Raw genomic sequence first — 20,200 nt, 5'->3', positions numbered from 1 at the left:
AAGTAAGAGCAGCTTATTTACTTTTAGTAGATAAGCTGCTTTTTTTATTTAAATTTTTGTCATAAAATGACGGAATTGGAATTATTATATCAACAGGTTACATATTGTTATATAATTCGACAAACCTATATTTTTAAAACTAAATTAAAATTATATCGAATAACTATATGTTTATAATATCTCTATTTGTCAAAGATAGTGAAAGAAAAACCTTTTATTCTAGAAATAATTATCGTATAATATGAGTATAGTCAAATATGGTCAAAATTATATGAAGAAAAAAAGTTAACTATAAGAGGATGTTCAAAAAGGACGGTAAAAATGACACTGCGAATTTCTTCGTTGGCTTGCTTCAAAGGAAAGCACTTTTCTGTGTGCCAGATCTTTGCTCATGTATCTAAATGCATACATTCCGCTACTCGAAGCTTCGCCACTTCGAACTTTTTGATTCTTTTTGTCCTCCTTTTTGAACACGCATTATAATAATGATGTCTGAATAAGGGAAGGAGTGTAAGTAATGAGTATTTCCGATATTATAGAGCAGTATTTAAAACAAATACTTCATTCTAATGATAAAAAAATGGTTGAAATTAAACGTAGTGAAATAGCTGACCAGTTCCAATGTGTGCCATCACAAATTAATTATGTGATAAATACGCGATTCACGATAGAGCGAGGATATCTAACGGAAAGTAAGCGTGGTGGTGGAGGATATATTCGTATTATTCGAATTGAGCATCAAAATCATTTTGAACTCATTGATGATATTATTAATATAATAAATCCTAAAGTATCAGAGCAAGCAGCAAGGGACGTTATAGAAAGGTTAGCTGAAAAAAAGGTTATTACACATCGTGAGGAGAAATTAATAATAAGCGCTATTGAAAGAGATACTTTAGCTATCGCACTTCCGGAAAGAGACGAATTAAGAGCAAGGATATTAACAGCAATATTAACGACACTTAAATATATAAATAAATAGCGAGGGGGAAGGCCTTGTATGAAATGTAGTGAGTGTAATAAACGCCCTGCAACGCTTTATTTTTCACAAGTAATAAATGGGCAAAAAGCGGAAATAAAAGTTTGTGAAATATGCGCAATGAAAAAAGGGTATATCAATCAATCAGATGAAACATATTCTCTACAAGATTTATTAACGGGGTTATTTAATTTTGGTTCGTCGCAAGTTGAATTACCCAATGAGCAAATATTTAAAGAAGTTCATGAGTTGCAATGTCCAAAATGTAATACTACATTTAATGACTTTCAACGAATTGGAAAATTTGGATGTGCTGACTGTTATCAAGCGTTTAAAGTAAAACTTGACTCAATTTTTAGAAGAGTTCATAGCGGTAACACAAAACATATAGGGAAAATCCCCAAACGTAAAGGTGTACATCTGCATGTGAAAAAAGAACTTGAAGCACTCCGAGAAAAACTGAATCAACTGATTGAACAAGAAGAATTCGAAAAGGCAGCAATCGTGAGGGATGAGATTAAAAAACTTGAGCAAGAGAAGGAAGGGGATCATTCATGAGTCTTGAGCAGTTTATGAATGAAGCTATTAGCCCGTGGATGCGAGAAGGGGGTCCTGAAAACGAAATTGTATTAAGTACTCGTATTCGATTAGCTAGAAATTTTCAAGATGAAGTTTTTCCAATTATTGCCGACGAAAAAGATTTGATACGTGTAAATAATTTTTTCAAAGAGAATTATCATCAAACATCTTTTAGAAATTACGGTAACTTTGAACTTATAGAAATTAGCGACCTCTCTAATCTTGAAAAAAGAGTGTTAGTTGAAAAACATTTAATCAGTCCGTATCTAGCTAAAGCACGTGCTGCTGCTGCACTCGTATCCGAAAATGAACAAGTATCGGTAATGATTAATGAAGAAGACCATATCCGTATGCAGTTATATTTTCCGGGTTTTCAGTTAGCCACCGCTTTAGAAGAAGCACTGCTGCTTGATGATTGGTTTGAGGAACAAGTAGATTATGCTTATGACGAAGAAAAAGGTTATTTAACAACTTGCCCGACGAATGTTGGAACTGGTATAAGAGCTTCAGTTATGATTCATTTACCTGCACTTGTTATAACGAAAAAGATAAATCAAATGATACCTGCAATAAATCAATTTGGTTTCGTAGTGAGAGGCATCTATGGAGAAGGTAGCGAGGCTATTGGGAATATTTTTCAAATTTCAAACCAGATTACATTGGGCAAATCTGAAAAAGATATTGTAGCAGACTTACAAAGTATCATCATAAAGCTTGTTGAACAGGAAAGAGAAGCTAGATTACAGCTGTTACAGAAATCACAAACTAGAATGGAGGATCAAATCTTTAGGTCCTATGGGATCTTAAGGCATTCTAGAATTATAGAATCAAAAGAGGCTTCATCACGATTATCGAATGTAAGACTTGGTATAGATTTAGGGATAATAAAAAATGTTTCTCATAATATTTTAAATGAGTTAATGGTCTTAACTCAGCCGGGATTTTTGCAACATTATGCTAGCAAAATTTTAACCTCGAATGAAAGAGATGTGTTACGAGCAACGCTAATACGAGAGAGGTTAATGTTGGAACAATAGTAGGAGGGATAGTTTATGATGTTTGGAAGGTTCACTGAAAGAGCTCAAAAAGTATTGGCACTATCGCAAGAAGAAGCAATTCGATTAGGCCATCACAATATAGGAACGGAACATATTTTACTTGGTCTTATCCGTGAAGGTGATGGAATTGCGGCTAAGGCGCTAAAAGAACTTGGTCTTGAAGTAAGAAAAATTCAATTTGAAGTGGAGAAGTTAATTGGTAAAGGTAATCAACCGATGAAATCGATCCATTACACGCCACGTGCAAAAAAAGTAGTAGAATTGTCACAAGACGAAGCTAGGAAGCTTGGTCATTCCTATGTCGGTACAGAGCATATTTTACTTGGCCTGATTAGAGAAGGTGAAGGAGTTGCTGCTAGAGTACTACATAATTTAGATGTAAGTTTAAACAAGGCAAGACAGCAAGTTTTACAGTTATTAGGAAGTAATGAATCACAATCTAGCCAGCAAGGTAGAGGGCAATCATCAAATGTTAATACACCAACCTTAGATTCGCTTGCTCGAGATTTAACTGCAAATGCGAAAGAAGGAAAAGTCGATCCAGTCATCGGAAGAGATGAAGAAATAGAACGGATCATTCAAATTTTAAGTAGAAGAACGAAAAATAATCCTGTTTTAATTGGCGAACCAGGTGTTGGAAAGACAGCTGTAGTTGAAGGACTTGCACATCAAATTGTTAATAATGAAGTCCCAGAAACACTACGGGATAAACGAGTTATGACTTTAGATATGGGTACTGTTGTAGCTGGAACAAAATATCGCGGGGAATTTGAAGACCGTCTAAAAAAGGTAATGGATGAGATTCGTAATGCGGGAAATGTTATTTTGTTTATCGACGAACTACATACGCTAATTGGGGCAGGTGGAGCGGAAGGAGCCATCGATGCTTCTAATATTTTAAAACCATCTCTGTCACGGGGAGAACTACAATGTGTTGGTGCAACGACATTGGATGAATATAGAAAATATATTGAAAAAGATGCTGCTTTAGAAAGAAGATTTCAACCAATACAAGTGGATGAACCGACAATTGAGGAAACAGCACAAATATTGTTCGGCCTAAGAGATCGGTATGAAGCACATCACCGTGTAACTATAACAGATGAAGCGATTGAAGCAGCAGCTGAATTGTCAAACCGCTATATCACAGATCGATTCCTTCCAGATAAAGCAATTGATTTAATTGATGAAGCTGGCTCTCGTGTACGATTAAAATCTTATACAATTCCACCGAATTTAAAGGAATTAGAGGCAGAGCTTGAGGAAATTCGCAAAGAAAAAGATTCTGCTGTACTAAGTCAGGAATTTGAAAAAGCAGCGGCACTACGTGATAAAGAGCAAAAAATTCGTGAAAAAGTAGAAGTTACTAAGAATGAATGGAAAGAACAACAAGGAAAAGAAAATTTAGAAGTAACGGAAGAGGATATTGCAATTGTTGTTTCTTCTTGGACCGGAGTACCTGTAGTAAAATTAACGAAAGACGAAAGTGATCGATTATTAAATATGGAAGAAACGCTTCATAATAGGATTATCGGTCAAAGTGAAGCTGTAAATGCTGTATCTAAAGCAATCCGCAGAGCACGTGCCGGACTAAAAGATCCAAAAAGACCAATTGGATCATTCATTTTCCTTGGACCAACTGGTGTTGGAAAAACAGAACTAGCAAGAGCACTTGCTGAAGTTATGTTTGCAGATGAAGATGCAATGATTCGTATCGATATGTCTGAGTATATGGAAAAGCATTCTACATCACGTCTCGTTGGTTCTCCTCCTGGGTATGTAGGGTATGAAGAAGGCGGACAATTAACAGAAAAGGTGCGTCGTAAACCATATTCTGTCGTGTTACTTGATGAGGTAGAAAAAGCTCATCCAGAGGTATTCAATATCCTTCTACAAGTATTAGAAGATGGGCGTTTAACTGATTCAAAGGGTAGACTAGTTGATTTTAGAAATACGGTCTTAATTATGACTTCTAATGTTGGAGCTAGCGAATTAAAGCGAAATCGCTATGTAGGATTTAATTTGGGTGACGAGAGTCATGAGCATAGCGATATGAAGTCTAAAGTAATGGAAGAAATGAAAAAGACGTTCAGACCTGAATTTTTAAACCGTATTGATGAAACAATTGTCTTCCATTCATTAGAGAAGAAACATATGAAAGATATTGTTAAATTAATGATTGATCAAGTGCAAAAACGTGTAAAGGAACAAGAAATTAAATTTACTATTACAGACCGAGCGATTGAAAAAATTGCTGATGAGGGATTCGATCCTGAATATGGTGCAAGACCACTACGTCGCTCCATTCAGAAAAATATTGAAGATTTGTTGTCTGAAGAATTGTTAAAAGGAACGATTCAAAAAGGGCAAGATGTAAAAATTGGTTTAAATAGTAAAGGGGACTTTATCGTTTTGCCATAAGGAATAGTACACATGTCAAAAGCTAGTGATTTAATCGCTAGCTTTTTTCACAACTGAAATAACAGATTATATTATTAGATGACCTTTGAAGGAGTTACTTTTCATAGAAAGGCTTTTTCAAATAATATATAACCGATGAAGAAAGGTTGGAAAATATGGCAAAGCGAAAAACTTTATATACGTGTCAGGAATGTGGTTATCAATCGCTTAAATGGATGGGGAAGTGTACGAACTGTAATAATTGGAATACATTTGTTGAAGAAATAAAACAACCCAAAAAATCGACAGGCACGTTAACCCATACAAATAAAATGAGTAAGCCAACTAAAATGAATGAGATTAAATACGAAAAAGAACAGCGGGTAGAGACGAAAATGAAAGAATTCAATCGCGTTCTTGGTGGGGGAATTGTACCTGGCTCCCTTGTTTTAATTGGTGGAGATCCTGGAATTGGGAAATCAACATTATTATTGCAAACCTCTGCACAAATTGCTGAAAAAAATTTACCGGTACTGTATGTATCTGGAGAGGAATCAATGCAACAAACAAAATTACGAGCGAATCGATTAGCAGTCGATGTGGACGAGCTGTTTGTGCTTGCTGAAACAAATCTATACAATATTTTACATCAAATTGATGAATTAAATCCCTCTTTTGTTGTGGTGGATTCTATTCAAACCATATTTAAAGAGGAAGTTACAAGTGCTCCAGGTAGTGTTTCTCAAGTTAGAGAGTGTACGATGGAACTTATGAAGTTAGCAAAAACGAAAGGTATTCCAATTTTTATTGTGGGACATGTAACGAAAGAAGGAGCAATAGCTGGTCCGCGAATGCTTGAACATATGGTAGATGTCGTTTTATATTTTGAAGGAGAAAGACATCATACGTATCGCATTTTACGAAGTGTGAAGAATCGTTTTGGCAGCACGAACGAGATGGGTATTTTTGAAATGAAAGAACTAGGTTTACAGGAAGTCCTAAACCCGTCAGAAATCTTTTTAGAGGAGCGTTCTCGTGGAGCATCTGGTTCAACTGTTGTTGCATCTATGGAAGGAACACGACCAGTTCTCGTTGAAATTCAAGCATTAATTTCACCATCTAGTTTCGGAAATCCCCGCAGAATGGCAACCGGAGTTGATTCTAACCGAGTTCCTTTACTAATGGCTGTATTGGAAAAACGAGTTGGACTAATGTTACAAAATCAAGATGCGTATATTAAAGTTGCCGGGGGAGTTAAGTTAGATGAACCGGCAATTGACCTTGCCATTGCAATAAGTATTGCATCCAGTTTCCGTGATCAACCAACAAATCCGGAAGATATTTTTATAGGTGAAGTAGGGTTAACCGGTGAAATAAGACGTGTCTCTCGTATAGAACAACGTGTCCAGGAAGCTGCTAAGTTAGGGTTTAAACGAGTTATTTGCTCTGAAAACAATTTAGATGGTTGGACGTATCCAGCGTCTATCGAAGTACTTGGGGTAAAAACAGTCCATGATGCTTTACGAATCGGTTTATTAAAAAATGACCGACAAGAAAAAAACTACACATTCTAACAAACTTCGTCAAAAAATTGACAAACAAAATCTACTGTGATAAAATTTAATGTTTTGTTAAATTGACTTAAGAATTACTGCTATGCTATGATTTATTTGGATGTTTATTATTTTCCATCTCTATGATTAGAATTCAATAAAAAGGGTAATACTACAGAATAAGGAGGTGTACTGTGTATGTTAAGAAAAATTGTGCACATATTTTTTATCATTACTGGAGGTACATTAGGTTTTTTATATCTCCCAAGTATCATTCATTTTCTAAATATAACAGATGCAAGTCTGTTCACATCCCCATATTTTGGCCTTGTGTTAGGTGCTATTATTTTTTCTATTTTAACTTATTTACTAGCAGACTATGTCGTTGGATTTTTGAAATGGATCGAGGAAGGATTAATAAAAATTCCTGTTGCAGATTTATTTTTTGGAACAATTGGACTTATTTTAGGATTAGTCGTTGCTTACCTGATTAACATACCAATACAAGATATTGGCTTAAAAATAGTCTCTGAAATTGTCCCATTGTTCTTAACGATTATTATAGGATATTTAGGCTTTCAAGTTGGTTTTAGAAGAAGAGAGGAATTTATGAACATCTTATCAATATCTAGGAAAGATAAAGCAAGAAAACAGGCTATAGATGGAGATAAAGAAGATAAGTATGAGTTGAAGCCTAAAATATTGGATACAAGTGTTATAATTGATGGGCGAATAGCGGATATTTGTCAAACGAATTTTCTAGAAGGTACTATCGTAATTCCACAATTTATATTGGAAGAGTTACAGCATATTGCGGATTCGTCTGATGTTTTAAAGCGTAATCGTGGCCGCCGAGGCCTTGACATATTAAATCGTATCCAAAAAGAATTAGAGATTAAGGTAGAGATATATGAAGGCGATTTTGAAGACATTCAAGAAGTGGATAGTAAATTAGTAAAACTTGCTAAATTAATTAATGGGATCGTCGTGACGAATGACTTTAATTTAAACAAAGTTTGTGATTTCCAAGGTGTTTCTGTACTAAATATTAATGATTTAGCGAATGCCGTTAAACCTGTAGTTCTTCCAGGGGAGGAATTGGTAGTACAAGTAATTAAAGACGGTAAAGAACAAAGGCAAGGTATTGCCTACTTGGATGATGGTACGATGATTGTTGTGGAAGATGGTCGAGACTACATTGGTAAAACAATTGAAGTTTTAATTACAAGTGTGTTACAGACGTCTGCCGGACGAATGATCTTCGCTAAACCAAAATTACTTGAAAAAGCTTTATAAAAAAGTATAACATAAGGTATTAAAAGGTGATAACAGTTCATGTTATCGCTTTTTATTGCCAAATAATATATTATAAAGATATACGAAATTTGGCTTGATCGAATATTTTATTGCTACATTTTTTATGAGTCGTTTTAAGAGAGGGGAACAACAATGACGAAAGAGATTCGAGTACGCTACGCACCGAGTCCAACTGGGGATTTACATATTGGGAATGCGCGTACAGCTTTATTTAATTATTTATATGCAAAACATTATAATGGAAAGTTTATTATTAGAACAGAGGATACAGATTCGAAGCGTAATGTAGAAGGCGGAGAAGAGAGCCAATTAACCTATTTAAAATGGCTAGGCATCGAATGGGATGAAGGTGCAGATATAGGTGGTGATTATGGTCCATATCGCCAAATGGAACGTTTAGCTATTTATCAAAAGTATATTGATGATTTATTAGAGAGAGATCTAGCATATGAATGTTATATGACGGAAGAAGAGTTGGAACAAGAGCGTGAAGAGCAGCGTGCAAAAGGTCAAGTGCCGAAATACTCTGGTGCACATGCTAATTTGTCGCTAGAAGAGATAGAGGCATTTAAAAAAGAAGGTAGAAAGCCGGCAATCCGAATAAGAGTACCAAAAAACCGGACATATACATTTAATGACATTGTCCGTGGGAATATTTCTATTGAATCTAGTGATTATGGAGACTGGGTTATTGTTAAAAAGGATGGTATTCCTACGTATAATTTTGCTGTAGCAATCGACGACCATTTAATGGAGATAACTCACGTACTTCGTGGGGAAGAACATATTTCGAATACACCGAGACAAATGATGATCTATGATGCATTTGGCTGGGAAGCGCCAACTTTCGGACATATGACACTGATCCTTAATGAAAACCGCAAAAAATTGAGTAAACGAGATCAGCATATTCTTCAGTTTATCGAGCAGTATAAAACGCTCGGCTTTCTACCTGAAGCGATGTTTAATTTTATTACATTACTTGGATGGTCACCAAGTGGGGAAGAAGAAATTTTCAGTAAGGAAGAGCTAATTAAAATATTTGATCCAAACCGCCTTTCTACTTCAGCTGCTATCTTTGACTCTAAAAAATTGGAATGGATGAACGGAGAATATATTAAAAAGGCGGATGTAGATACGGTTATTGAACTTGCTCTGCCTCATTTAATTAAAGCCGGTAAAATTGCACATGATGCAGATGAACAAAAGCTGAATTGGAGTAAAGAAATCATTGCGTTGTATCAGGAACAATTAAGATATGGTGCGGAAATTGTCGAATTGACGGAACTATTCTTTAAAACAGATATCCATTATGACGATGCAGCTCGGGAAGTTCTTTCAGAAGAACAAGTTGTTGAAGTCTTACAAGTCTTCACGGATAAGTTGATTCAATTAGTTGATTTCACTGCTGAACAGATTAAAGAACAAATTAAAGCGACGCAAAAAGAAACGAAGCACCGCGGTAAAAAATTATTTATGCCGATTCGAGTTGCGACTACTGGTCAAACGCATGGTCCAGAACTTCCAAAAGCAATTGAATTGTTAGGAAAAGAGATTGTTTTAGCACGTCTTGATGGAATATTGAGTGAAATCGAAAATTAAATAATTCACATTTACGAAAAAATATAATATAGTTATAGTGTATAACTTTTTAATATTATTCAATGTTGAAGAGGAAAAGTAAAAAGCAAGTTACTTACCCAGAGAGAATCATCATTGGCTGAAAGTGATTCTAAGAGAGACGCTTTTGAACATGCACCTCGGAGTTCCGTTATGGAAATTAAGTATATAACGGCGGTTATCTACCGTTACTCAGATCAAGTTGAGGGAGTTGTTTAATAACTCTCTAAACAGAGTGGAACCGCGCACAAACGAGCGTCTCTGTGTAATTATTTTACATAGGGATGCTTTTTATATTTTTGGCTAATAAAGACTTGGAACTGCACTTACGTAGTCCCATCGAAGACAGTTTATTGCTTTTCTCACAAAATCCATAAACTGCGATGTAAAAGTCTATATGATCAACTCCGTATCTCAGGAAAAGGCGTATATTGCGAAACGACTCCTCATGTTCTGAATCGACTCGACATCTCGGAAAATGACTCGACATGTTTGAAATCGACTCGACATCTTGAAAAATGACTCGACATGTTTGAAATCGACTCGACATCTCGGAAAATGACTCGACATGTTTGAAATCGACTCGACATCTTGGAAAATGACTCGTCATGTTTGAAATCGACTCGACATCTTGGAAAATGACTCGACATGTTTGAAATCGACTCGACATCTTGGAAAATGACTCGACATGTTTGAAATCGACTCGACGTCTTGGAAAATGACTCGACATGTTTGAAATCGACTCGACATCTTGGAAAATGACTCGACATGTTTGAAATCGACTCGACATGTTTGAAATCGACTCGACATCTCGGAAAATGACTCGACATGTTCGAAATCGACTCGATGTCTTGGAGATCGAGTCATTCTTTCCTAGTGGTGATTAAATAGTTATGTCATAGTATCCTTCAAATGTAAATAAAAAAGCAATAAAACCGCGGAAGGAGGGACCGCATTCATTTTGGGCAAGTCCGAGGAAGAATTTCAAAAATGGCCAATTAATAATAAATGGGAGGAATGAGAAGTGGGAATCTTTAAACGGATGCGAGAAGATATGGATGTCGTGTTTGAACAGGATCCAGCTGCCCGTACTTATTTGGAAGTGTTTTTAACATACTCTGGTTTACATGCGATCTGGAATCATCGAATTGCTCATTTCCTTTATAAACGAAAATTATTTTTTATAGCACGTGCTATTTCACAAATAAGTAGATTTTTTACCGGTATTGAAATTCATCCAGGCGCAGTGATCGGCAGAAGATTTTTTATTGACCATGGAATGGGCGTTGTAATCGGAGAAACGTGTGAAATTGGTGATAATGTAACAATCTATCAAGGAGTAACCCTTGGAGGAACAGGGCATGAAAAAGGGAAACGACACCCAACGATTAAAGACAATGCTTTAATTGCAACAGGTGCAAAAGTATTGGGTTCTATTACAATAGGCGAGAACTCTAACGTTGGTGGCGGATCAGTTGTCTTGAAAGATGTACCAGATAACGCAACAGTTGTAGGCATTCCTGGGCGAGTGGTAAAGCAAGATGGCAAGAAAATTAGTCAAAAATTGGACCACCACATTCTACCCGATCCAGTTGCAGAACGATTGAAAAAATTACAAGCAGAAATAGATGCATTAAAAGAAGAAGTAAAACAATTAAAGGAAGGAAAAGAGCATGCCAATCACAATTTATAATACACTAACGAAAGAAAAAGAAACATTCAAGCCTCTAGACGGGAAAGAGGTAAAAATGTATGTATGTGGGCCAACTGTATATAATTACATTCATATAGGTAATGCAAGACCAGCGATTGTTTTTGATACAGTAAGGAGATACCTCGAATATAAAGGATTTAATGTAAAGTATGTGCTCAATTTTACGGACGTTGATGATAAGATAATTGATACAGCTGAAAAGACTGGTGAAAATGTTCAGGATTTAACAAATCGTTTTATTGACGCTTATTTAAGTGATGTAAAAGCCTTAAATGTAAAAAAAGCAACATACCACCCTCGTGTTACGGAAACAATCGATGACATCATCGCCTTTATATCTGGATTGATTGATAAAGGTCACGCATATGAAGTAGATGGTGACGTATATTTTAAACCTAGGTCGTTTGAAGAATACGGAAAATTATCAGACCAATCAATTGACGAATTACGTGCAGGTGCAAGAATTAAAGTGGGTGAAAAGAAAGAAGACCCTCTAGATTTCGCCTTATGGAAAAAAGCGAAACAAAATGAAATTGCCTGGGAGTCTCCATGGGGTAAAGGAAGACCTGGTTGGCATATCGAATGCTCAGCAATGGCCAAAAAATATTTAGGAGATACGATCGATATTCACGCAGGTGGGCAAGATTTAACTTTTCCCCATCATGAAAATGAAATTGCACAATCTGAAGCGTTAAATGATAAACCTTTTGCAAATTATTGGATGCATAACGGATATATGAATATTGATGATGAAAAAATGTCAAAATCACTTGGGAATTTCATATTAGCTAAAGACCTGATTGAAGAGCATGATCCAATGGTTATTCGCTTTTTTATGCTAAGTGTTCATTATCGGAATCCGATTAATTTTACCGAAAGTTTACTTCAGAGTGCGAAAAATAGTCTAGAGAGGATTAAAACTGCTTATGTCAATTTAGAACATCGTAAAAAAACGAGTACAAACTTAGGTAAAAACAAAGAAACATGGATCGACAAAATCCGACAAAATCAACAAAATTTTGAAAAAGCAATGGATGATGATTTTAATACAGCTAATGCTATTACAGTTTTATTCGAATTAGTCCGAGAAGCGAATATGTATTTAGAAGAAAATCATACAGATCTTGAAGTCGTTGAAGCTTTCCAAGAAGCAATTAAAACTTTATTGGAAGTATTAGGTATTAAACTTGACAATGAAGAATTGCTGGATGAGGAAATTGAAGCATTAATTAAAAAAAGAAATGAAGCAAGAAGAGCACGAAATTTTGATCGGGCAGACGAAATACGAGATTTATTAAAAGAAAAAAATATTATATTAGAAGATACGAATCAAGGCGCGCGTTGGAGAAGAGGATAATATGGGTGTAGATGTAAAGCAACTTAATAGTCTTGCGCTCGCTTATATAGGTGATGCAGTTTATGAATTATCTGTACGAAATCATTTAATTGAAACGGGTGAAGTAAAACCTAACGAATTGCATAACCATGCAATTAAGTTTGTAGCCGCTTCTGCCCAAGCGGCTATTATCCGTGACTGGCTAAAGGACAATAAACTAAACAAGGAAGAAGCGGCAATCGTTAGACGGGGTCGAAACGCAAAGTCGGTTTCAACTCCGAAAAATATGTCAATCCAAGATTATCGTTATGCCACTGCTTTTGAAGCATTAATTGGCTATCATTACCTGTTAAAAAATAAGACACGCCTTGACATGTTGCTCGATGAAGCTATTCATTATATTACTCATGAAGCAAAAGAATAAAAAGGAAGGAAAATAAATATGCAAGATGAAATGATTATAGGAAAAAATCCAGTTTTAGAAGCATTACAGTCAGGTAGGTCGATTAACAAGATAATTATTTCTGATCAATTAAATAGAAATACAGTAGTAGAATTACAACAAGCAGCAAAGAAGGCAAATACGATTATCCAAAGAGTACCTAAAAAGCGGATTGATCAACTTTCTGCTGATAAACATCAAGGAATTGTAGCATATGTGACTGCTTATGATTATGCAACGATCGAGGAAATTGTAGAAAATGCTCGAAGAAAAGAAGAACTACCTTTTATTATCATTCTAGATGAAATAGAAGATCCTCATAATTTAGGTGCCATACTTAGAACGGCAGATGCTACAGGTGTTCATGGGGTGATTATTCCAAAAAGACGAGCAGTTGGATTAACTGAAACAGTTGCAAAAACGTCTGCTGGAGCAATTGAACACATTCCTGTTGCACGTGTGACAAATATTGCAAAAACAATCGAAGAATTAAAAGAGAAGAATATTTGGGTTGTTGGTACGGATGAAGAAGGTGCTAAAGATTATCGCACGTTAGATGGAGATACGGCAATTGCCCTTGTGATTGGAAATGAAGGAAAAGGAATAAGTCGCTTAGTAAAAGAAAAGTGTGACTGGACAATCCATCTCCCAATGAAAGGCTCTATCCCATCTTTGAATGCTTCCGTTGCTGCGGGGATTTTAATGTACGAAATTTATCGAGAAAGAAATCATTTAGGAGAAAATTGATGGATGTACTTGTAGTTGATGGATATAACATAATTGGGGCATGGGATGAATTAAACAAATTAAAATTAAAAGATATGGCATTGGCAAGAAGTCGATTAATAGAACTTTTAGTCGAGTATAAAGCTTACACTGGAAACCGTGTTATTATTGTATTTGATGCCCTATATGTAAAAGGGAATGAAAGTAAGAAATCGATAAATGGCGTAGAAATAATCTATACACGAGAAAATGAAACGGCAGATGAATGTATTGAAAGACTTGTAAAATCGTTAAAAAATGTGAAAAACCAAGTTTATGTTGCAACTTCTGACTATTTAGAACAGCGAACTATTTTTGGAAGAGGAGCATTACGTATTTCCGCACGTGAATTATTAATGGAGCTAAAAGATATGGAAGCCTCTATTAGTGATGAATTAGAACAACAAACAAAAGAGCAGCCGAAAATTAAAATACACATGAAAGGAAACGTGAGAGAAAAGCTTGAAAAATGGCGTCGTGGCAACCTGTAAATTACGTTAGATTACCAATTATTAATCCGAATATTGTAAAAAAAGAAAAAATTGTATTGACTATTTGAAACTTCTTGCTGTATACTCTCTGTAACTATTAATTGTAAATTTTTAGTAGTAGGGGGAGAAGTTATTCATGAGCGCTGTTAATCAACTTGAGAAAAATGCTTCGTTTCATTCGTTGATTGATGAAGAAGTATTGTCGCATGTACAACAAGGGAACGAGATAGCAATCGAATATCTTATAAAAAAGTATGAACGGATCGTTCGAAAAAAAGCAAATACGTATTTTTTAATTGGCAGTGATCGTGATGATGTAGTACAAGAAGGATTAATCGGTCTTTATAAAGCAATATGTGATTATGATGAGAATAAACGTTCATCTTTTAAGTCTTTTGCAGAACTATGTATAACAAGGCAAATTATTACTTCCATCAAATCGGCGACGAGGTTAAAGCACACGCCACTAAATTCATATGTATCATTTTACCAGCCAGTTCATGATGAAAGTTCGGAACAGATATTGTTAGATACTATCTATTGCCCCGAATCAGAAGATCCAAGTGATTTACTAGTAAATAGAGAAAAGTACCAATCTATACAAGCACAATTAATGAAAGCGCTAACGAAGCTGGAGTGGGATGTGTTATATCTCTATTTTCAAGGATGCTCGTATGAGGAAATTGCTGCTAAATTAAAACGACAAGAAAAATCAATTGATAATGCTTTACAACGAGTAAAAAGAAAAGTAGAACAATTAATTAAGGAAAAGGACTTTTTATATTAATTGATTCGTAATAACAATATTAGTTTGTAGAGTTAATCAAGAGCTAAATATATTATAATTGACAGTACGAGCTCTACATGCTACATTTATAGAGAAAATAGTCTAGATTAAATGGTGGAAAAATGAATAAAAAAGTAACATTAGCATGTACAATTTGTGGAAATAGAAACTATTCGACAAATAAAAATCAGGCAACGAGTTCCGAAAGATTATCTGTGAAAAAGTATTGTAAACACTGCGATAAACATGTCTTGCATAGAGAAACGAAATAGGCATTAGTTGGAGGATTAAGGTGAATATTTTTAAATTTTTTAAAGATGTTTCGCGAGAAATGCGGAAGGTCACTTGGCCAAAAGGACCAGAATTAGTGAGTTATACGATAACGGTTGTTGCTACAGTTGCGTTTGTAGCCATATTTTTTGCAGTCGTTGATTTGGGAATTAGTCAAATTTTAAATAATATGCCATTTTTGAATAATTAGGAAAAATTATGATATAATAAAACATAGAATATCTTTGTGCAAAAAACCCGATGCATGCGGGTTTTTTAATATGTTCATTTTTAGTAAATAAGCAATGATAAGATTTCCCTTAGGATTAAGGTTTTGGACGACCAAGGCTTGGCGATAAGCTAAGTTAAACTATTAAATTATTAGATATAAAAAAAGGATTAATGGAGGTTGGAAATGGAAACTAATTGGTATGTAATCCATACTTACTCAGGCTATGAAAACAAGGTCAAAATGAACCTTGAAAAACGGGTGGAGACAATGGGAATGGAAGATAAAATATTCCGAGTCATCGTACCTGAAGAAGAATCGACAGAAATTAAAGATGGAAAAAAGAAAGTTTCAATGAAAAAGTTTTTCCCGGGATATGTACTTGCTGAAATGGTGATGACAGATGATTCTTGGTATGTAGTCAGAAACACTCCTGGTGTGACTGGATTTGTTGGATCCAGTGGTCAGGGAACGAAACCAACTCCTCTATTACCGGATGAAGTGGATACGCTGTTAAAAAGAATCGGAATGGCAGATTCAACTGTAAAAGTTGATTTTGAATTAAAGGAGAATGTTAAGGTAGTAGACGGTCCGTTTTCTAATTTTATGGGTACGATAGAACATATTGATGTTGATAAGCAAAAAATTAAGGTACATGTTAATATGTTTGGTCGAGAAACGCCGGTAGAATTAGAGTTTTCTCAAGTAGAAAAAATTTAAGAAATATTTTTATTGCTTTTCTCTCACCTATATGCTAAGATTTTCTTGTTATGCATTCTTCATTATAGATATGCTTTAAATGAGTGGGAGGAAATTCGCTCTTTAAGTGGATGACCGTTTACCACATCACGGACGATAAGGAGGTGTGTCTCGTGGCTAAAAAAGTTATTAATATTGTTAAACTGCAAATTCCTGCAGGTAAAGCAAACCCAGCGCCACCAGTAGGACCGGCACTAGGACAAGCAGGAATAAACATTATGGGATTCTGTAAGGAATTCAATGCGCAAACACAAGACCAAGCTGGTTTAATTATACCAGTTGAAATAACGGTGTTTGAAGATCGTTCATTTACATTTATTACAAAAACGCCACCAGCTGCTGTTTTACTTAAAAAAGCTGCTGGTATTGATAAAGCATCAGGTGAGCCTAACAAAAACAAAGTTGCTACAGTTAAACGCGACAAAGTAAAAGAGATTGCTGAAACTAAAATGCAAGACTTAAACGCTGCTGATGTAGAAGCGGCAATGCGTATGGTTGAAGGTACAGCACGTAGTATGGGTATTGCGATCGAAGACTAATGTATTTACCCGTTGTACCTAAGTGGGAGGTAAAACCGTTATTACCACAAATAAGGAGGAAAGAAATTGAAAAAAAGAGGTAAAAAATATCAAGAAGCAACAAAGCTTGTTGATCGAAATAAAACGTATAATATAGGCGAAGCTGTTGCGCTCTTAAAAAAAGCGTCTACTGCAAATTTTGATGAAACAGTAGAAGTTGCTTTTCGTTTAGGAGTCGACCCTAAAAAAGCTGATGAAAATATTCGTGGAGCTGTTGTGTTACCTAATGGTACGGGAAAAACACAACGAGTCTTAGTTTTTGCAAAAGGTGAAAAGATTAAAGAAGCAGAAGCTGCAGGAGCAGATTATATCGGAGATCAGGATATCGTTAACAAAATTAATGAAGGTTGGTTTGATTTCGATGTGATCGTTGCTACTCCGGATATGATGGCTGAAGTAGGAAAACTAGGACGTGTGCTAGGACCTAAAGGTTTAATGCCTAACCCAAAGACTGGCACAGTTACATTCGAGGTAGAAAAAGCAGTTAATGAGATTAAAGCAGGTAAAGTTGAGTATCGTGTTGATAAGTCTTCTAACCTTCATGTTCCAATCGGAAAAATTTCTTTTGAAGATGAAAAGCTAATTGAAAACTTCAATACGATTATCGATACTATTTTAAAAGCAAAACCACAGTCTTCCAAAGGGACTTATCTAAGAACCGTTGTTGTCACTTCAACAATGGGGCCTGGAATAAAAATTGATACTTCCGGGTATACCGCCAATAATTAATAAAACTTGACAGGGTATGTCTCGTATACTATAATTAATAACGTTAAAAAATGAATATGTTATACCGTAGACAGTAGGTGCAAGATTGCTTAATTTCCTGCCGAGGTGTTTATTACTTTTATGAAACCAATCATAAGCTAATACCTCCATGTCGAAAATGGAGGTATTTTTTAATTAAAGTTAAAACAACTTATCTCACGGGTAACAAACTTAGGAGGTGGATCACAATGTCAACAATTGAAGCGAAAAAACAAGTAGTGAGTGAAATTACTGAGAAGTTTAACACAAGTCAATCGTCTGTACTAGTAGATTACCGTGGATTGAACGTAGCGGAAATTACAGCGTTAAGAAAAGAACTACGCGATAACAATGTTGAATATAAAGTATATAAAAACACGTTAGCGAGGCGTGCGGTTGCAGATGCGGATCTTAGCGAACTTCAAGAAACCTTAACTGGGCCGACTGCAATTGCGTTTGGGAAAGATGATGTTGTAGCGCCGGCGAAAATTTTACACAATTTTTCTAAAGAACACGATGCTTTGGAAATTAAAGGTGGGGTAATCGAAGGTAAAGTTGCAACGCTTGATGAGATTAAAGAATTATCAACTCTACCAGATTACAACGGACTTGTTTCTATGTTGTTAAGTGTACTACAAGCACCGATTCGCAATTTAGCGTATGCAACAAAAGCAATTGCGGATCAAAAAGAAGAATCAGCAGAATAATGAGTCTGAACGTATAAAGAATATACTAAATTTTAGGAGGAAGAACAGATGACTAAAGAACAAATTATTGATGCAGTTAAAGAAATGTCTGTTTTAGAATTAAATGAATTAGTTAAAGCTATTGAAGAAGAATTTGGTGTTACAGCAGCGGCTCCTGTAGCGGTAGCTGGTGGAGCAGCAGGCGGCGCGGAAGCAGCTGAAGAGCAGACTGAATTCGACGTTGTATTAACAGAAGCAGGAGCTTCAAAAATTAAAGTTGTTAAAGCAGTTCGTGAAATTACAGGCCTAGGCTTGAAAGATGCGAAAGATTTAACAGATGCAGCTCCAAAAGCAATTAAAGAAGGCGTTTCTAAAGAGGAAGCTGAAGAAATGAAAGCTAAACTAGAAGAAGCAGGAGCTTCAGTAGAACTTAAGTAAGTTAAAAAGCGTAAGCATTGGCTTGCGTGGGAACAAGATTGTAAACAACTAAAGCTCGTCAAGTATTTGGCGGGCTTTTCATATCATTTGTAGATAAAAAAGTGTAATCCTTGCTGTACTCGCTAAGAACTTAAACTTACTGAAAAAATGCACAGCCATTTTCGTGCTGTAAAGAAACTATGCATTGCTACTAGTACATCTTTCACACGTAAGTGCAAATGTAGATCTTAATAATGCTTGTTGAATAAGCCGAGTTTATCTAATAATTCCTCTTTAAATCTTCGCTATTTATTAAACGTAAGTAGGTGGCCAATATTATGATGTCTGATCATTATTACGCTGAACATCCGCAGTCTAAAGCCATTACTGAAACTAAGCAAGTTTCCTTGTTGGATCAATCTTTCGTTTTTAAAATGAGTTCTGGAGTCTTTTCAAAAAAAGGGATAGATTTTGGTACAAGATTATTAATTGAAAGTTTTGAAGTTCCTAAAGTCGAGGGTGATATTCTTGATCTCGGTTGTGGATATGGTCCGATTGGAGTTGCGCTTGCATATCAAAATCCAGACCGTAATATCTATATGATTGATATAAATGAACGGGCGATATCGCTTGCAAAAGAGAATGCAAGGTTGAATAATGTTACGAATGTAATAGTAAAACAAAGTGACGGTTTTCTTAACGTTGACAAGCAGCTTTTTGCTGCAATTGTAACGAACCCGCCGATCCGAGCAGGAAAAAAGGTAATTTATAATTTTTTTAAAACAAGCTTATCCTTTTTAAAGCCTAATGGTGAGTTATGGGTAGTAATTCAGAAAAAGCAAGGTGCCCCTTCAACGATTGAATATTTAACGGCCATATATGATGAAGTAGAAACTGTTGTAAGAAAAAAAGGGTACTATATTATTCGTGCAAGGCGGGGTAGTGGATAATAATTGACTCTGTCATTTCTAAGTGATATAATATTTAAATGCGACAATGTTTCTAGTTTGTCAAGAGTTTTATTTATGAAAATATACGTATACAATGAAAAAAATGGGGAATAATGGGGTAAATAATAGATGTATTAACGTTTTCTTTTTGAATAGGAATAAAAGAAGGTTAGTTAGTTGCTTTCATAGAAATAGGAAGGTTTTTTGGGCGAAAACCTTTTTTCTGTTTTTTAAAAGTCCTTAGTAGTTCTCTTTTTACTCTATATTTAGTTTATAGGCTAATGAGGATTTCTAAAAAATAATAACTCAAAAGCTTTAAAATTACAAGTAATAGATGTTATCCAATCTAGTAAAAGAATTGCAATTTTTGCACGACACAGACCATGGTATAACGTCGTTTGATATACATTACGAAGTTTATCCTGCTAAATAGGTAAACGCAAAAAGGCTATTGTCTAAGACTTGGTTAAATAGTTTATGCTAGCGTATTTAAAAATAAGCTAGTAGATCTTATTAGGATACC

Annotated in this window: 21 protein-coding genes and 2 other annotated features; all 21 genes read left to right on the top strand. The window is 35.3% G+C overall.

Translation table 11 applies throughout. The features are described 5' to 3' along the window. The first annotated feature begins 517 nt into the window (after window positions 1-517). Entirely contained in the window at window positions 518-982 is a 465-nt protein-coding gene (locus tag SPD89_RS16840; RefSeq protein ID WP_336263109.1) for a CtsR family transcriptional regulator, read from the top strand. Window positions 983-1,000: 18 nt separating this feature from the next. Next, complete coding sequence (locus tag SPD89_RS16835) at window positions 1,001-1,537, top strand: UvrB/UvrC motif-containing protein (RefSeq protein ID WP_336263108.1); 537 nt, start codon at window positions 1,001-1,003, stop codon at window positions 1,535-1,537. Further along, complete coding sequence (locus SPD89_RS16830) at window positions 1,534-2,595, top strand: protein arginine kinase (RefSeq protein ID WP_336263107.1); 1,062 nt, start codon at window positions 1,534-1,536, stop codon at window positions 2,593-2,595. Before SPD89_RS16835 ends, SPD89_RS16830 begins: the two co-directional genes overlap by 4 nt. 15 nt (window positions 2,596-2,610) lie before the next feature. Next, window positions 2,611-5,037 carry an ATP-dependent Clp protease ATP-binding subunit gene (locus tag SPD89_RS16825; protein WP_336263106.1) on the top strand — a complete coding sequence of 809 codons (2,427 nt, stop codon included), beginning with the start codon at window positions 2,611-2,613 and terminating at the stop codon, window positions 5,035-5,037. 155 nt (window positions 5,038-5,192) lie between these two features. Then, the gene (radA, locus tag SPD89_RS16820; protein WP_336263105.1) at window positions 5,193-6,590 is read left to right on the top strand and encodes a DNA repair protein RadA; all 1,398 of its coding nucleotides are present in this window, start codon (window positions 5,193-5,195) and stop codon (window positions 6,588-6,590) included. Between the two features lie 177 nt (window positions 6,591-6,767). After that, on the top strand, window positions 6,768-7,865 hold the full coding sequence (locus SPD89_RS16815) for a PIN/TRAM domain-containing protein (protein WP_336263104.1): 1,098 nt from the start codon (window positions 6,768-6,770) through the stop codon (window positions 7,863-7,865). 153 nt (window positions 7,866-8,018) lie between these two features. Then, the gene (gene gltX / locus SPD89_RS16810) at window positions 8,019-9,488 is read left to right on the top strand and encodes a glutamate--tRNA ligase (RefSeq protein ID WP_336263103.1); all 1,470 of its coding nucleotides are present in this window, start codon (window positions 8,019-8,021) and stop codon (window positions 9,486-9,488) included. Between the two features lie 56 nt (window positions 9,489-9,544). Continuing rightward, window positions 9,545-9,772 (top strand) — a binding site (T-box leader). Window positions 9,773-10,536: 764 nt separating this feature from the next. Then, window positions 10,537-11,199 carry a serine O-acetyltransferase gene (cysE, locus tag SPD89_RS16805; protein WP_336263112.1) on the top strand — a complete coding sequence of 221 codons (663 nt, stop codon included), beginning with the start codon at window positions 10,537-10,539 and terminating at the stop codon, window positions 11,197-11,199. Beyond that, window positions 11,180-12,577, top strand: coding sequence for a cysteine--tRNA ligase (cysS, locus tag SPD89_RS16800; RefSeq protein WP_336263102.1), 1,398 nt, complete (start codon window positions 11,180-11,182; stop codon window positions 12,575-12,577). The genes cysE and cysS overlap by 20 nt, the downstream gene beginning before the upstream one ends. Before the next feature lies 1 nt (window position 12,578). Then, window positions 12,579-12,980, top strand: coding sequence for a Mini-ribonuclease 3 (locus SPD89_RS16795; protein WP_336263101.1), 402 nt, complete (start codon window positions 12,579-12,581; stop codon window positions 12,978-12,980). Window positions 12,981-12,998: 18 nt separating this feature from the next. Further along, on the top strand, window positions 12,999-13,745 hold the full coding sequence (gene rlmB, locus SPD89_RS16790) for a 23S rRNA (guanosine(2251)-2'-O)-methyltransferase RlmB (RefSeq protein WP_336263100.1): 747 nt from the start codon (window positions 12,999-13,001) through the stop codon (window positions 13,743-13,745). Beyond that, complete coding sequence (locus SPD89_RS16785; protein WP_336263099.1) at window positions 13,745-14,254, top strand: NYN domain-containing protein; 510 nt, start codon at window positions 13,745-13,747, stop codon at window positions 14,252-14,254. The genes rlmB and SPD89_RS16785 overlap by 1 nt, the downstream gene beginning before the upstream one ends. A 136-nt stretch (window positions 14,255-14,390) precedes the next feature. Then, complete coding sequence (gene sigH / locus SPD89_RS16780; RefSeq protein ID WP_336263098.1) at window positions 14,391-15,041, top strand: RNA polymerase sporulation sigma factor SigH; 651 nt, start codon at window positions 14,391-14,393, stop codon at window positions 15,039-15,041. Window positions 15,042-15,163: 122 nt separating this feature from the next. Then, complete coding sequence (gene rpmG / locus SPD89_RS16775; RefSeq protein ID WP_336263097.1) at window positions 15,164-15,313, top strand: 50S ribosomal protein L33; 150 nt, start codon at window positions 15,164-15,166, stop codon at window positions 15,311-15,313. A gap of 26 nt (window positions 15,314-15,339) precedes the next feature. Next, window positions 15,340-15,522 (top strand): preprotein translocase subunit SecE, encoded by a 183-nt coding sequence (secE, locus tag SPD89_RS16770; protein WP_336263111.1) that lies wholly within the window; start codon window positions 15,340-15,342, stop codon window positions 15,520-15,522. Window positions 15,523-15,726: 204 nt separating this feature from the next. Further along, the gene (gene nusG / locus SPD89_RS16765; protein WP_336263096.1) at window positions 15,727-16,260 is read left to right on the top strand and encodes a transcription termination/antitermination protein NusG; all 534 of its coding nucleotides are present in this window, start codon (window positions 15,727-15,729) and stop codon (window positions 16,258-16,260) included. Between the two features lie 152 nt (window positions 16,261-16,412). Then, window positions 16,413-16,838: a 50S ribosomal protein L11 gene (gene rplK, locus SPD89_RS16760; protein ID WP_336263095.1), complete on the top strand. Its 426-nt coding sequence runs from the start codon at window positions 16,413-16,415 to the stop codon at window positions 16,836-16,838. A gap of 66 nt (window positions 16,839-16,904) precedes the next feature. Next, on the top strand, window positions 16,905-17,606 hold the full coding sequence (rplA, locus tag SPD89_RS16755) for a 50S ribosomal protein L1 (RefSeq protein WP_336263094.1): 702 nt from the start codon (window positions 16,905-16,907) through the stop codon (window positions 17,604-17,606). Window positions 17,607-17,652: 46 nt separating this feature from the next. Then, window positions 17,653-17,788, top strand: a sequence feature (ribosomal protein L10 leader region). Window positions 17,789-17,833: 45 nt separating this feature from the next. After that, window positions 17,834-18,331: a 50S ribosomal protein L10 gene (gene rplJ / locus SPD89_RS16750; RefSeq protein WP_336263093.1), complete on the top strand. Its 498-nt coding sequence runs from the start codon at window positions 17,834-17,836 to the stop codon at window positions 18,329-18,331. 48 nt (window positions 18,332-18,379) lie between these two features. Further along, window positions 18,380-18,748 carry a 50S ribosomal protein L7/L12 gene (gene rplL, locus SPD89_RS16745; RefSeq protein WP_336263092.1) on the top strand — a complete coding sequence of 123 codons (369 nt, stop codon included), beginning with the start codon at window positions 18,380-18,382 and terminating at the stop codon, window positions 18,746-18,748. A gap of 320 nt (window positions 18,749-19,068) precedes the next feature. Next, complete coding sequence (locus SPD89_RS16740; protein WP_336263110.1) at window positions 19,069-19,677, top strand: class I SAM-dependent methyltransferase; 609 nt, start codon at window positions 19,069-19,071, stop codon at window positions 19,675-19,677. The last annotated feature ends 523 nt before the right edge of the window (window positions 19,678-20,200 follow it).

This window comes from Pseudogracilibacillus sp. SO30301A (assembly GCF_037072025.1).
Classification (GTDB): domain Bacteria; phylum Bacillota; class Bacilli; order Bacillales; family Amphibacillaceae; genus Pseudogracilibacillus.
This window is presented reverse-complemented; position numbering and strand designations above follow the sequence as displayed.

Coding starts and splice junctions, on each gene's coding strand:
- SPD89_RS16795 (WP_336263101.1), top strand. CDS start 12,579: ATGGGTGTAGATGTAAAGCAACTTAATAGTCTTGCGCTCGCTTATATA.
- SPD89_RS16840 (WP_336263109.1), top strand. CDS start 518: ATGAGTATTTCCGATATTATAGAGCAGTATTTAAAACAAATACTTCAT.
- SPD89_RS16740 (WP_336263110.1), top strand. CDS start 19,069: ATGTCTGATCATTATTACGCTGAACATCCGCAGTCTAAAGCCATTACT.
- SPD89_RS16835 (WP_336263108.1), top strand. CDS start 1,001: ATGAAATGTAGTGAGTGTAATAAACGCCCTGCAACGCTTTATTTTTCA.
- nusG (WP_336263096.1), top strand. CDS start 15,727: ATGGAAACTAATTGGTATGTAATCCATACTTACTCAGGCTATGAAAAC.
- rplL (WP_336263092.1), top strand. CDS start 18,380: ATGACTAAAGAACAAATTATTGATGCAGTTAAAGAAATGTCTGTTTTA.
- gltX (WP_336263103.1), top strand. CDS start 8,019: ATGACGAAAGAGATTCGAGTACGCTACGCACCGAGTCCAACTGGGGAT.
- cysS (WP_336263102.1), top strand. CDS start 11,180: ATGCCAATCACAATTTATAATACACTAACGAAAGAAAAAGAAACATTC.
- rlmB (WP_336263100.1), top strand. CDS start 12,999: ATGCAAGATGAAATGATTATAGGAAAAAATCCAGTTTTAGAAGCATTA.
- sigH (WP_336263098.1), top strand. CDS start 14,391: ATGAGCGCTGTTAATCAACTTGAGAAAAATGCTTCGTTTCATTCGTTG.
- SPD89_RS16830 (WP_336263107.1), top strand. CDS start 1,534: ATGAGTCTTGAGCAGTTTATGAATGAAGCTATTAGCCCGTGGATGCGA.
- SPD89_RS16825 (WP_336263106.1), top strand. CDS start 2,611: ATGATGTTTGGAAGGTTCACTGAAAGAGCTCAAAAAGTATTGGCACTA.
- rplJ (WP_336263093.1), top strand. CDS start 17,834: ATGTCAACAATTGAAGCGAAAAAACAAGTAGTGAGTGAAATTACTGAG.
- radA (WP_336263105.1), top strand. CDS start 5,193: ATGGCAAAGCGAAAAACTTTATATACGTGTCAGGAATGTGGTTATCAA.
- SPD89_RS16785 (WP_336263099.1), top strand. CDS start 13,745: ATGGATGTACTTGTAGTTGATGGATATAACATAATTGGGGCATGGGAT.
- rpmG (WP_336263097.1), top strand. CDS start 15,164: ATGAATAAAAAAGTAACATTAGCATGTACAATTTGTGGAAATAGAAAC.
- SPD89_RS16815 (WP_336263104.1), top strand. CDS start 6,768: ATGTTAAGAAAAATTGTGCACATATTTTTTATCATTACTGGAGGTACA.